Here is a 12860-nt window from a genome sequence, read left to right as displayed (position 1 = left end):
CTCAGTGAGATTGCGTTATGGATGGTATTTTCCTGCAGCAACTGGTCAACGGCCTGACCCTCGGGTCGGTCTATGGCCTGATCGCCATCGGCTACACAATGGTCTATGGCATTATCGGCATGATCAACTTCGCGCACGGCGAGGTGTATATGATTTCCGCCTACCTGGCGGCGATCAGCCTGGCATTGCTGGCCTATTTTGGCGTCGAGTCGTTTCCCCTGCTGATGCTGGGCACGCTGTTGTTCACCATCGTCGTCACGGGGGTGTACGGCTTCACCATCGAGCGCATCGCCTACAAGCCGCTGCGTAACTCTACCCGCCTGGCACCGCTGATCAGCGCCATCGGCATTTCGCTGATCCTGCAGAACTACGCACAGATCAGCCAGGGCGCTCGCCAGCAAGGCGTGCCAACCCTGCTCGAAGGCGCCATGCGCATCGATGTCGGCACCGGCTTCGTGCAACTGACCTACACCAAGATCTTCATCCTGGTGGCGGCATTCCTGGGCATGGGCCTGCTGACCTATGTGATCAAGTACACCAAGCTCGGCCGCATGTGCCGCGCTACCCAGCAAGACCGCAAGATGGCCTCGATTTTGGGCATCAACACCGACCGGGTCATTTCCTACGTATTCGTCATTGGCGCAGTGATGGCCGCCCTGGCAGGCGTGCTGATCACCATGAACTACGGCACCTTCGACTTCTATGCCGGCTTCATCATCGGTATCAAGGCATTCACCGCTGCAGTGCTCGGTGGCATTGGCTCCTTGCCGGGCGCCATGCTCGGCGGAATCATCCTGGGGATCTCCGAATCGCTGTTCTCCGGCCTGATCAACTCCGACTACAAGGACGTGTTCAGCTTCTCGCTGCTGGTGATGATCCTTATCTTCCGCCCACAAGGCCTGCTGGGTCGCCCGCTCGTGGCTAAGGTGTGAACATGTCGATTGCCAAAATTGCTTCTGCCTCTGAAACCAAAGGTTTCGATATCAAACGCAGCCTGCTCGAAACCCTCGTCGCCGGCCTGCTGGCGCTGATCGTGTTCGGCCCGATCGTCGGCGTGGTGCTCGACGGTTATACCTTCAACGCCGAACCCCGCCGCGTGGCCTGGCTGGTCGGTGGTGTGATGCTCGGGCGTTTCCTGCTCAGCCTGTATGTGCAGACCGCTGCCGGCCGGCGCATGCTCGAAGGCTTCGACAGCGGTGGCTCGGGCGTGCATGTGCGGGCGCCGAACTATGTGTCGCGGCTGCGCTACATCATCCCGGCGCTGATCGTGATTGCCATCGTCTTCCCGATCTTCGCCAACAAGTACCTGCTGACCGTGGTCATCCTCGGCCTGATCTATGTGCTGCTGGGCCTGGGCCTGAACATCGTGGTCGGCCTGGCCGGCCTGCTCGACCTGGGGTACGTGGCCTTCTACGCCATTGGCGCCTACGGCCTTGCACTGGGTTACCAGTACCTTGGCCTGGGCTTCTGGAGTGTGCTGCCGCTGGCAGCGATTGCGGCGGCCCTTGCCGGGTGCATCCTGGGCTTCCCGGTGCTGCGCATGCACGGTGACTACCTGGCGATCGTAACCCTGGGCTTTGGCGAGATCATTCGCCTGGTGCTGAACAACTGGCTGTCGTTCACCGGCGGCCCCAACGGCATGCCGGCGCCGTCGCCGACCTTCCTTGGCCTGGAGTTCGGCCGCCGGGCCAAAGACGGTGGGGTGCCCATCCATGAGTTCTTCGGCTTTGCCTACAACCCCAACCTCAAGTTCGTGTTCATTTATGCGGTGCTGTTCATGGTCGTGCTGGCCGTGCTCTACATCAAGCACCGCTTGACCCGCATGCCGGTCGGCCGGGCCTGGGAAGCGCTGCGCGAAGACGAGATCGCCTGCCGTTCGATGGGTCTGAACCACGTGCTGGTCAAGCTCTCGGCCTTCACCCTGGGTGCTTCCACCGCGGGGTTGGCCGGCGTGTTTTTTGCCACTTACCAAGGCTTCGTCAACCCCTCGTCGTTCACCTTCTTCGAGTCGGCCTTGATTCTCGCCATCGTCGTGCTGGGTGGCATGGGCTCCACCGTGGGCGTCGTCATTGCGGCATTCGTGCTGACCGTGGCGCCCGAGTTGCTGCGCAGCTTCTCCGAGTACCGGGTGCTGCTGTTCGGGGTACTGATGGTGTTGATGATGATCTGGCGACCGCGGGGGCTGATCCGCATCAGCCGTACCGGTGTGACCCCGCGTAAAGGAGTGGCGCCATGAGCGACGAAATCATTCTGTCGGTCGACAACCTGATGATGCAGTTTGGCGGCATCAAGGCGCTCAGCGACGTGAGCCTGAAGGTCAGGCGCAACCAGATCTTCGCCCTGATCGGCCCCAACGGCGCCGGCAAGACCACGGTGTTCAACTGCCTGACCGGCTTCTACAAGGCCAGTGGCGGGCGCATCGAACTGAATGTGCGCGGTAGCCACACCAATGTGATCCAGCTGCTGGGCGAGCGTTTCCAGGCGGCCGACTTCGTTTCGCCGGCACGCTTTGCCAGCCGCCTGTACTACAAGATGTTCGGCGGCACCCACCTGGTCAACCGCGCGGGCCTGGCGCGCACCTTCCAGAACATCCGCCTGTTCAAGGAAATGTCGGTGGTGGAGAACCTGCTGGTGGCCCAGCACATGTGGGTCAACCGCAACCTGCTGGCGGGGGTATTCAATACCAAGGCCTACCGCAAGGCCGAAAGCGATGCGCTGGACCACGCCTTCTACTGGCTGGAGGTGGTCGACCTGGTCGACTGCGCCAACCGCCTGGCCGGTGAGCTGTCGTATGGCCAGCAGCGCCGCCTGGAAATCGCTCGCGCCATGTGCACACGACCGAAAATCATCTGCCTGGACGAACCGGCGGCGGGCTTGAACCCGCAGGAGACCGAGGCACTTAGCCAGATGATTCGCGTGCTGCGTGACGAGCACGATATCACCGTGGTGCTGATTGAACACGACATGGGCATGGTCATGAGCATTTCCGACCATATCGTGGTATTGGACCACGGCAACGTGATTGCCGAGGGTGCGCCACAGGACATCCGCAACAACCCGACGGTGATCGCTGCCTACCTGGGTGCAGACGAAGAGGAACTGGTATGAGTGCACCCATTCTCGAGCTGAAGGACCTGGACGTGTTCTATGGGCCGATCCAGGCGCTGAAAAAGGTATCGATGCACATCAACGAAGGTGAGACGGTCAGCCTTATCGGCGCCAACGGGGCCGGCAAGTCGACCCTGCTGATGTCGATCTTCGGGCAGCCGCGGGCGGCTTCCGGGCAGATCGTCTACCGTGGCACCGACATTACCCGCAAGTCATCGCACTACATTGCTTCCAACGGCATCGCCCAGTCGCCGGAAGGGCGCCGGGTATTCCCCGACATGAGCGTCGAGGAAAACCTGATGATGGGGACCATCCCCATTGGCGACAAGCATGCCGACGAAGACATGCAGCGCATGTACGAACTCTTCCCGCGCCTAAAAGAGCGGCGTAACCAGCGGGCCATGACCATGTCCGGTGGCGAGCAGCAGATGCTGGCGATTGCCCGGGCGCTGATGAGCCGGCCAAAATTGCTGTTGCTGGACGAGCCCTCGCTGGGGTTGGCACCCATCGTGGTCAAGCAGATCTTCTCGACCCTGCGGGAACTGGCGAAGACCGGCATGACCATTTTCCTGGTGGAGCAGAACGCCAACCACGCCCTGAAACTGTCGGACCGTGCCTACGTGATGGTCAACGGGCAAATTCGCATGACCGGGACTGGGCAAGAGTTGTTGGTCAACGAAGAAGTGCGCAGCGCTTACCTGGGTGGGCATTAGTTCCCCCTAGGGGCCGCGATCCATGCCCGGTCGCGGTCCCCTGTAGGAGCGGCCTTGTGTCGCGATGGGCTGCAACGCAGCCCCCTTCCCATGTGGACAACTCAACCTAACCGGGCCCTCAACCCGTTCACCCACAGCTACCCAACCCCGCTTCCCGCAAGCCAAATCTTTTCCACCGATAATGTGGAACCGCCTGTGGAAAACATGGTGGTATCCCCCTCCAACCCAACACCATCAAGCCCTACAGCGGCATGATCATTTTTTGATCAGTGCACCCCTGTGGATTGTTTTCCCAGGCAAATCACGTCATTCCAACCACTCCCAGCACTGCGCAAATTCTGTGGATAACTCTGTGTAAAAGCCTTGGACACCCCGCTACAGGCGGCATGCTTGAAAGCTTTCGCCACCACCGAAAAGAATGCCGCCGACCACGACGGGCTGAAAGGGTTCCGCCGGACAGCGAAGTTGCCCCCAATCCGTGGGGAAAGCCCTGTGGATAACATGCGCATAGCTGGCGCGGAGGCTTCTGCCACAAGGGTTTGCCGCACATGAACAAAAAATGACCAGCTGCCTTTTCGGCTTGCCGCCAGCGTTGGCCACGGGCATGCTGCAAAGCTGCCATGACCACCCACTGCGAGGAACAGAGCATGTCATCCACCGTATTCATCACTGGCGCCACGTCGGGTTTCGGCGAGGCCACAGCCCGCCGTTTCGCCGAAGCCGGCTGGAAGCTGGTGCTAACCGGTCGTCGCAAGGAGCGCCTGGACGCCTTGTGCGCCGAGCTTTCTGCCAAGACCGAAGTACATGGCCTGGTGCTCGATGTGCGTGACCGCAAAGCCATGGAGCAGGCCATTGCCAGCCTGCCAGCCGGCTTCGACAAGCTGCAGGGCCTGGTCAACAACGCCGGCCTGGCGCTGGGCGTGGATGCGGCGCAGAACTGCAGCCTGGACGACTGGGAAACCATGGTCGACACCAACATCAAGGGCCTGATGTACACCACCCGCCTGCTGCTGCCACGGTTGATTGCCCATGGCCGTGGGGCGTCGATCCTCAACGTCGGTTCGGTGGCCGGCAACTATCCGTACCCGGGCAGCAACGTGTATGGCGGCACCAAGGCCTTTGTCGGGCAGTTCTCGCTGAGCCTGCGCTGCGACCTGCGTGGCACAGGTGTGCGCGTGAGCAACATCGAGCCGGGCCTGTGCGAAAGTGAATTTTCGCTGGTACGGTTCGGTGGTGACCAGGCCAAGTATGACGCCACCTACGCAGGCGCGGAGCCTATCCAGCCGCAGGACATTGCCGAGACCATCTTCTGGATCCTCAACCAGCCCGCGCACATCAACATCAACAGCCTTGAGCTGATGCCGGTGAGCCAGGACTGGGCCGGGTTCTCGATCGACCGGTCGGTCAAGGGCTGAGCCATGGCCGCTCGGCGGCCACAGCCGCGAAGGCTTCAGCTCAGGCGCTGCAAGCCTTCCAGGCAAGTTGCCAGGTGGTAGGGCGTAGTCGAAGGCATGTCATGCCGGCTGACGGCACCCTCGCCATCCCGGCATTCGTACCAGCCAGCCTCGCGCAGGAACCGCGCTTCCAGCACCTGCAACTGTTCAGGCAACCTGGCTTCACCGCCAGCGCGCAGCACCAGCGCACGCAGGTACTCCGCCTGTGCCCAGATGCGCTGGGTGGCGTCCAGCACCTGGCCGTCCACGCCCAGCATGGCGAGCACTGCGCCACCCTGCACCCCTTGTTGTTCGGCGTAGCTGAACGCCCGGTCGATCGAGGCATGCAGCGGCGTATCTCGCAGCAGCGGGGAGGTGTGCAACAGGTAGAACCATTCGAACTGGTGGCCAGGCTCGTACCAGTTATCCACAGCCCCGCGCGGTTTCTCCAGCATCAGCCCATGGGCCGGTTCGACGAAATGCGCCTGGAGTGCTGCACACAGTTGCAGCAGTGACTGCCGGGTATGTTCGTCGTCGCGAACAGCCAGTACCTGCAGGAAGGCCTCGGCCAGGTGCATCTGTGGATTCTGCAGGGGCCCGCTGCCCAGGTCTGCCCAATCCTCGCCCAGGCTTGCTTCGTACAGGCCATCGTCCCTGGCGAACTGCTGGTCGATGATGTCGAGGCCGGCATTGAGTGTGGATTCCACCAGGCTTTCGCCGACCTTGCCCCAGTAATGCGCGCAGGCAAAGACGATGAAGGCGTGGGTATACAGGTCCTTGCGCCGGTCCAGCGGGTTGCCCTGGGCATCGATGCTGTAGAACCAGCCCCCGTGCTCCGCGTCGTGAAAGTGCTTCTGCAACGAGCGGAACAGCGCGGCTGCACGCTCGGCGCTGCCCGGTTGTTCGATGCGGCTGCTGAACAGGTACAGCTGGCGGGCGCAGGCCATGGCCCGGTAGCGCTGTACCGGTAACGGCCGGTGCTGGGCGTCGAGGGCTTCGTAGGGCAGTGCCATGTCGGCATTCCAGCCCGGGCCTTGCCACATTGGCACGATGCGCTCGGCGAAGTGCTGGTTGAAACGGGCCAGTGCGGGCAGGGTAGGGCGGGGGTCGGACATGTCGGCGCTCGTGGCTGTCGGGCAGGGCGCCATGGTAGCAGAAGTGGGGTTTTCGGTAGCCGGCGGTGCGCTTGCCCGGCTGGCCGGGCGGGGTTGAGCGAAAGGCGATCAGCCCGGGTTGCCTAACCCTTGCCAATGCCGCGCCCCGACGAAGATGAAGCGCAACTGCTGGGTGATCTTTTCCTGCGGTGACAGGGCCTGTGGATAACCCGCTTCTGGGCTGTCGATCAGCTCGGGCAGGGTGGCGAACACCGTTTTCACCACCAGGTCGGCCATCACTGTCAGCGCCGCGCTGTCCAGGTGCTGCCAGCGTTTCATGCGCGCAAGGTCGGTGGCCAGGTCGTCGCTTATGTTCTGACGCAGGCGGGCAATGGCCTGGCGCACCGGCTGTGACCCACCATACTGTTCCCGCGCCAGGAACAGAAACAGCGCGCGGTGGGCGGCGACTACATCGAGAAAGATGCGCACCGAGGCGTCGGTGATGCCGCCCAGCTCGAATTCGTTGTGACGGACCAGGCGAATGGTCTGGCGGAAGGTAGTATCGATCTCGGCTACCAGGGCCAGGCCCAGGGCGTCCATATCCGGGAAATGCCGGTAAAAGCCGGTTGGCACGATGCCGGCTGTTTTCGCCACTTCGCGCAGGCTGATGCTGCCAAAGCCCCGGCCACTTTCCATGAGCTGGCAGGCGGCATCGAGCAGGGCCTGGCGAGTCTGTAGCTTCTGTTCGGCGCGCGGCAGCATGGTGCGGGCTTCTGTGACGGTGAGGCTGGGCACTCTAGTTAAAAAAACGAAGCCCGGTCAATGACCGGGCTGGGAGGGGAGCAAGCGGTGTGACACAGGTTGTTCTTTTCAGCCATGGCAATCAGCTCACGTGGCTGATTGCAACCAGGCGATCCGAACCACCTTCGGCCACGCGGCCGGACTGTTCGATGAGGCGATCCGAACCACCTTCGGCCACGCGGCCGGACTGTTCGATGAGGCGATCCGAACCACCTTCGGCTACGCGGCCAGATTGTTCGATCAGGCGATCCGAGCCACCTTCGGCCACGCGGCCGGACTGTTCGATGAGGCGATCCGAACCACCTTCGGCTACGCGGCCAGATTGTTCGATCAGGCGATCCGAGCCACCTTCGGCCACGCGGCCGGACTGTTCGATGAGGCGGTCCGAACCACCTTCGGCCACGCGGCCGGATTGTTCGATCAGGCGGTCCGAGCCACCTTCGGCGACTGTTTTCAGCGGTTGGGCAATTTCGACAGCGCTCGAACGCGATTCCGCAGTGAGGTGTTGTTCTGCCGCTGGCAGGGCAAAGGCGTTGGCGGCCAGGATGGACAGGGTCAGGGTCAGCAGTTGGCGTTTCATGATTCGGTGCTCCTTTCGGGGGCTGGAAAGTGGGTACGAAGCCAATGCTACGCCGGGTAACGCCAGAGAGAAGTTCATACGGGTAATGGTAACAATCGACCATATTGATAGAGCTCGGCGAGCGCTCTGTTAAGCGCCTTGCAGGCTCGTTGATGGCAAAATGCCGAGGCTGTTGTGGGGTAACATGAGCGCGGCCGCGCCACGATTTGCTGAGCGAATGGCCAGGAAAAACTTCGCTAAGATGACGCTCCCGATAAAACCCCACGGGTTTTCATCAGTCCCAGATACTAAGTGCCCCGCCGCGCCTGTTTCGAGCCCCGCAAGGAGAATCACGCAATGACGCGTCCCGCCAGAATCCTCGTCTGGACCCTCGCCACCCTGCTCACGCTGCTGGCAATACTGGTAGTGGTGATCGCCACCTTCGACTGGAACCGCGTCAAGCCGTTGCTCAACGAGAAGGTGTCCGAGGCCTTGCATCGGCCGTTCGCAATCAACGGCAACCTCGCCGTGCATTGGCGTACCGAGCCAGAAGAAGGCGGTTGGCGTGCCTGGGTGCCATGGCCGCACTTCACCGCCGAAGACCTCACCCTGGGCAACCCTGAGTGGTTGCAGGAGCCGAAGATGGTGGGCCTGGAGCGCGTAGAGTTCCGCCTGGCGCCACTTCCGCTGTTGGTACAGAAGATCAGCATTCCGCGCATCAACCTGACCAAGCCCACGGCCAGCCTGACCCGGTTGGCAGATGGCCGGGCCAACTGGACATTCGACTTCGGGCCGAAGGACGAAAACGAGGCACCGTCCAAATGGCAGTTGGACATTGGTGCCATCGGCTTTGACCAAGGCAATGTCAGCTTCGACGACCAGACCTTGAAAACCCGCATGAAGGTGCAGGTTGACCCATTGGGCAAGCCAATCCCTTTCAGCGAAATCGTTGGTAAGGCCAGCGCTGAAAAAGCCGGCGGAGCGCAGGATTACGCCTTTGCTTTCAAGGCCCAGGGCCGCTACAAGGGGCAGCCGGTGTCTGGCACCGGCAAGATCGGTGGCCTGCTGGCGCTGCAGGACGCCACCCAGCCGTTCCCGTTGCAGGCCGACGTGCGCATTGCCGATACGCACGTGGTACTTGCCGGCACCCTGACCGACCCACGCAACCTGGGTGCCCTTGACCTGCGCCTGCGCCTGTCGGGCGCCAGCCTGGGCAACCTCTACCCCTTGACGGGGGTGACCTTGCCCGACACCCCGGCCTATTCCACGGACGGCCGGCTCAGCGCCAACCTGCATGCAGCCGAAGGTGCGCGTTTCAAGTACGAGGGTTTCAACGGCAAGATCGGCGACAGCGACATCCACGGCGACCTGGCCTTCGTCGCCAGCCAGCCACGGCCCAAGCTGACGGGCAAGCTGGTGTCCAACCAGCTGCTGTTCAAGGACCTGGCGCCGCTGATCGGCGCTGACTCCAATGCCGAGCAGAAGGCCCGTGGTGGGGCCAGCAAGCAACCGGCCGGCAAGGTGCTGCCGGTGGAAGAGTTCCGCACCGATCGCTGGCGCGCCATGGACGCCGACGTCACCTTTGCCGGCAAGCGCATCGTGCACAGTGCGCAACTGCCGTTCAACGACCTGGCGGCGCATGTGATTCTCGATGACGGGCTGCTACGCCTGGAGCCGCTGCGGTTTGGCGTGGCCGGTGGCAACCTGGCCTCCAACATTCGCCTGGATGGGCGCAGCGTGCCGCTGCAAGGGCGGGCACAGTTGACCGCCCGTGGCTTCAAGCTCAAGCAATTGTTCCCCGGTTTCGCGCCCATGCAGACCAGTTTTGGTGAGCTCAATGGCGATGCCGATATCAGTGGCCGTGGCAATTCCGTCGCTGCCCTGCTAGGCACGGCCAATGGCGACCTGCGCATGTTGGTCAACGATGGCGCCATCAGCCGCAGCCTGATGGAGATTGCGGGTTTGAACGTGGGCAACTATGTGGTTGGCAAGCTGTTTGGCGATGAGGACGTGCAGATCAACTGCGCGGCGGCCGATGTTGGCATCAAGGACGGCTTGGCCTCGACCCGGCTGTTCATCTTCGACACCGAGAACGCGATCATCTATATCAATGGCACGGCGAATTTTGCCAGTGAGCAGTTGGACCTGAAGATCACCCCTGAATCGAAAGGGCTGCGGCTGTTCTCGCTGCGTTCGCCGCTGTATGTACGCGGGCCATTTGCCAAACCCAATGCGGGTGTACAGGCGGTGCCACTGGCGTTGCGCGGTGCGGGCATGGTGGCGTTGGGGGTTGTGGCAGGGCCTGCAGCCGGTTTGCTGGCGCTGATTGCACCCAGCAGTGGCGATGATCCGAACCAGTGCACACCGTTGTTGCAGCAGATGAAGGCGGGCAAGGCACCCGCTGCGGTGAAAGGGCGTAAATAGCAGCTAGCTGTGTAGCCGGCCATTACCACGCACGGTCGCTGTAGGACCGGCTTTACCCGCGAATGCGGCGGCAGATGCGACGGTGAATGGCCAGGAGATAGCCGCCGGTAGGCCGGCCTCTTAGCGGGTGAACCCGCCCTTACAAGGGGCGCTAAGCGCCTAATGCCAGTCAGTTAAGTAATTTGGGGCCGCTTTGCGACCCTTCGCGGGCACGCCCGCTCCCACAGGGATCGCGCATGTCTTGATTTCAGCGCCAAACCTGTGGGAGCGGGCGTGCCCGCGAAGGGCTGCAAAGCAGCCCCAGTAACGCTTAACTGACTGGCATTCCGCTAAGCGCCCCCTGGTCCTTACAAGCCTTGCAGCAAGTCGGACATGTCGTCTGCGTGCTCTTCTTCCTGCGCCAGGATGTCTTCGAAGATGCGGCGGGTGGTAGGGTCTTTGTCGCCGATGTACTGGATGATTTCGCGGTAGCTGTCGATTGCGATGCGCTCAGCGACCAGGTCTTCCAGCACCATCTCCTTCAGGGAATTACCCGCCACATACTGAGCATGCGAGTTCTTGGTCAGGTTGTCGGGGTTGAAATCCGGCTCGCCGCCCAACTGCACGATGCGCTCAGCCAGCTTGTCGGCGTGCTCGGCTTCCTGGTTGGCATGCTCAAGGAATTCGCTCGCGGCCACGCTTGCCTTGATACCACTGGCCATGAAGTAGTGGCGCTTGTAGCGCAGCACACACACCAGCTCGGTCGCCAGGGACTCATTCAGCAGGCGCAGGATCTGTTCGCGGTCGGCATTGTAACCCTCGGTCACCGCGCCTTGCTCAACATGCTGGCGGGCACGTTCGCGCAGGGTTTTTACATCGGTCAGTTCTGTAGCACTCATGTTCATCTCCAAAAGCATCAGGGTGGTCGTGGCATGCAGGGTGAGACTTACGCGCCGTGAACGGCCTCGCTGTCTTCTTCGCGTTGTTTACAGGTTTTGAAACCCTTGGCATCAACATGGCCGGTGGCGTCGAAACGCACGTAATACGGTTGTTGCTTGCCATCGTGGTTAAGAATGTAGTCGTTGCAGGTGCCCCCGTGCGGCAGGTCGATCACGTTCGATGGGCTACCGCCAATGGCGATGACCTTCTGCATGGTCATGCCGTGCTCCACCTGCTTGACCAGCGGTTCGTCGCGGTAGGTGACGTAGTCGACCGGGTTTTCCGGGCGGCTGCCGCAGGCGGCCAGGGTGGCGCTTGCCAGAAGGATTGCCAGGGTCTGCTTGTACATGGTCCCGCTCCTTGCAAAGGGTCTGTGTGGTTTTGAACAACAGCGCGCGCCAGGAGTTCGATTGCGATGCCCACGAAAGCCGCTGTAGGGTTGGCCAAACCTCCACGCAAAGGGTCAGGGGCAATGCAGCAGGATTTGGCTACGCAATACCCCTTGGTACTGGTGCCAGGGATGCTCGGGTTCGTCCGGGCGGGGTTCTATCCCTACTGGTTCGGTATTGTCCCGGCCTTGCGCAAAGGGGGCGCGCGGGTGTTCCCGGTACAGGTTTCGCCGCTGCACAGCAGTGAGGTGCGCGGCGAGCAACTGCTGACCATCATCGAAGACATCTGCAGGCGCACGGGCGCCGCCAGGGTCAACCTCATCGGCCACAGCCAAGGCGCCCTGAGTGCGCGTTATGCAGCCGCCAGGCGGCCAGCCAGGGTGGCATCGGTCACCTCGGTGGCCGGGCCCAACCATGGTTCGGAGCTGGCCGACCACCTGCAACGCACGGCGCCGGGGGATTCGCCCCAGGGGCGTATGCTGAGGGCGGTGCTGCATGCCCTTGCCGTGGTGCTGGGGTGGCTGGAAACCGGTTGGCGGCGCGACCCATTGCCGGTGGATGTGCATGCCTCGCATCAGTCGCTGACCAGCGCCGGGGTGGCACTGTTCAACCAGGCTTACCCACAGGGCTTGCCGGCCACCTGGGGCGGGGAAGGTGCCCATGAAGTCAACGGAGTGCGCTATTACTCATGGTCCGGCACCTTGCAGCCCGGGCTGACCGACCGGGGGCGCAACCGCTTCGATGGCAGCAACCGTTTCTGCCGCCTGTTCGCCCGCAGCTTCGTCAGGGAAAAGGGCCAGTGCGACGGTATGGTGGGGCGCTTCAGCTCGCACTTGGGGCAGGTGATCGGTGACGATTACCCGCTCGACCACCTCGATATCGTCAACCAGCAGTTCGGCGCCGTAGGGCGGGGTGCCGAGCCGGTGCGGCTGTTCACCGAACACGCCGCGCGGCTCAAGGCGGCAGGCCTTTAACGGCGGATGTCGGGGGGGCTGGGGGCTGAAATTCTTGGCTACACTCTGACCTCGACACCCGTGCATCGGGCACGGAGCCCAGGAGACCACTCCATGAAAGTGCTGCACATCCCGTTACTGGCCCTGGCGTTGATGTTCAGCGCCCAAGGCTTCGCTGCCAACACCGCGCAGCAGGAAAAAATGAAAACCTGCAATGCCGACGCCACCGCCAAGGCCCTCAAGGGTGATGAGCGCAAGGCCTTCATGAGCACCTGCCTGAAGAAGAGCGCCCCGCAAACCCAGCAGGAAAAGATGAAAACCTGCAACGCCGACGCCACCACCAAAGCCCTGAAGGGGGACGAGCGCAAAGCGTTCATGAGTGACTGCCTGAAGAAGAAGTGACCTGCGCCTATGCCTGCGCCGTCAAGGCTGGCAGACTGCGGGCATTCCCGCTGTCTGCCTTCGAGG

General features: G+C 62.3%; 13 protein-coding genes. 8 read left to right on the top strand and 5 right to left on the bottom strand.

The window, feature by feature from the left end; genetic code table 11:
- Nucleotides 1–17 precede the first annotated feature (17 nt).
- The 5 genes from AACG97_RS25245 (at nucleotide 18) to AACG97_RS25225 (ending at nucleotide 5236) form a co-directional block, all read left to right on the top strand.
- On the top strand, nucleotides 18–932 hold the full coding sequence (locus AACG97_RS25245; protein WP_009683306.1) for an ABC transporter permease subunit: 915 nt from the start codon (nucleotides 18–20) through the stop codon (nucleotides 930–932).
- Nucleotides 933–934: 2 nt separating this feature from the next.
- Entirely contained in the window at nucleotides 935–2236 is a 1302-nt protein-coding gene (livM, locus tag AACG97_RS25240; protein WP_009683305.1) for a high-affinity branched-chain amino acid ABC transporter permease LivM, read from the top strand.
- A complete protein-coding gene (locus AACG97_RS25235; protein ID WP_029885721.1) occupies nucleotides 2233–3108 on the top strand; it encodes an ATP-binding cassette domain-containing protein in 876 nt (291 codons plus the stop codon). Before livM ends, AACG97_RS25235 begins: the two co-directional genes overlap by 4 nt.
- Entirely contained in the window at nucleotides 3105–3821 is a 717-nt protein-coding gene (locus AACG97_RS25230; RefSeq protein ID WP_009683302.1) for an ABC transporter ATP-binding protein, read from the top strand. Before AACG97_RS25235 ends, AACG97_RS25230 begins: the two co-directional genes overlap by 4 nt.
- Nucleotides 3822–4468: 647 nt before the next feature.
- Nucleotides 4469–5236, top strand: coding sequence for an SDR family oxidoreductase (locus AACG97_RS25225; protein WP_029885720.1), 768 nt, complete (start codon nucleotides 4469–4471; stop codon nucleotides 5234–5236).
- A 35-nt stretch (nucleotides 5237–5271) separates the two neighbouring features.
- Here AACG97_RS25225 and AACG97_RS25220 read toward each other — a convergent pair whose 3' ends face one another.
- From AACG97_RS25220 to AACG97_RS25210, 3 genes are all read right to left on the bottom strand, one after another.
- The gene (locus AACG97_RS25220; RefSeq protein ID WP_009683299.1) at nucleotides 5272–6369 is read right to left on the bottom strand and encodes an AGE family epimerase/isomerase; all 1098 of its coding nucleotides are present in this window, start codon (nucleotides 6367–6369) and stop codon (nucleotides 5272–5274) included.
- A 108-nt stretch (nucleotides 6370–6477) separates the two neighbouring features.
- Nucleotides 6478–7110, bottom strand: a complete 633-nt coding sequence (locus AACG97_RS25215; protein ID WP_009683298.1) for a TetR family transcriptional regulator — start codon at nucleotides 7108–7110, stop codon at nucleotides 6478–6480.
- A gap of 121 nt (nucleotides 7111–7231) precedes the next feature.
- On the bottom strand, nucleotides 7232–7729 hold the full coding sequence (locus AACG97_RS25210) for a phage infection protein (protein ID WP_115294873.1): 498 nt from the start codon (nucleotides 7727–7729) through the stop codon (nucleotides 7232–7234).
- A 336-nt stretch (nucleotides 7730–8065) separates the two neighbouring features.
- Here AACG97_RS25210 and AACG97_RS25205 point away from each other — a divergent pair, with 336 nt between their 5' ends.
- Nucleotides 8066–10132 (top strand): AsmA family protein, encoded by a 2067-nt coding sequence (locus tag AACG97_RS25205; protein ID WP_047150022.1) that lies wholly within the window; start codon nucleotides 8066–8068, stop codon nucleotides 10130–10132.
- A 347-nt stretch (nucleotides 10133–10479) separates the two neighbouring features.
- Here AACG97_RS25205 and AACG97_RS25200 read toward each other — a convergent pair whose 3' ends face one another.
- Both AACG97_RS25200 and osmE read right to left on the bottom strand, forming a co-directional pair.
- The gene (locus AACG97_RS25200) at nucleotides 10480–11010 is read right to left on the bottom strand and encodes a ferritin-like domain-containing protein (protein ID WP_125854960.1); all 531 of its coding nucleotides are present in this window, start codon (nucleotides 11008–11010) and stop codon (nucleotides 10480–10482) included.
- Between the two features lie 47 nt (nucleotides 11011–11057).
- Entirely contained in the window at nucleotides 11058–11399 is a 342-nt protein-coding gene (gene osmE, locus AACG97_RS25195; RefSeq protein ID WP_009683294.1) for an osmotically-inducible lipoprotein OsmE, read from the bottom strand.
- A gap of 123 nt (nucleotides 11400–11522) precedes the next feature.
- Here osmE and AACG97_RS25190 point away from each other — a divergent pair, with 123 nt between their 5' ends.
- Together AACG97_RS25190 and AACG97_RS25185 are read left to right on the top strand one after the other, a co-directional pair.
- Entirely contained in the window at nucleotides 11523–12413 is an 891-nt protein-coding gene (locus tag AACG97_RS25190) for an esterase/lipase family protein (protein ID WP_009683293.1), read from the top strand.
- A 93-nt stretch (nucleotides 12414–12506) separates the two neighbouring features.
- Nucleotides 12507–12794, top strand: coding sequence for a PsiF family protein (locus AACG97_RS25185; protein WP_029885715.1), 288 nt, complete (start codon nucleotides 12507–12509; stop codon nucleotides 12792–12794).
- Nucleotides 12795–12860 lie beyond the last annotated feature (66 nt).

Source organism: Pseudomonas sp. Nvir, assembly GCF_963778085.1.
Lineage (GTDB): Bacteria > Pseudomonadota > Gammaproteobacteria > Pseudomonadales > Pseudomonadaceae > Aquipseudomonas > Aquipseudomonas juntendi.
Note: the sequence above shows the minus strand (reverse complement) of the source record. Positions and strands in the feature narration are given on the sequence as shown.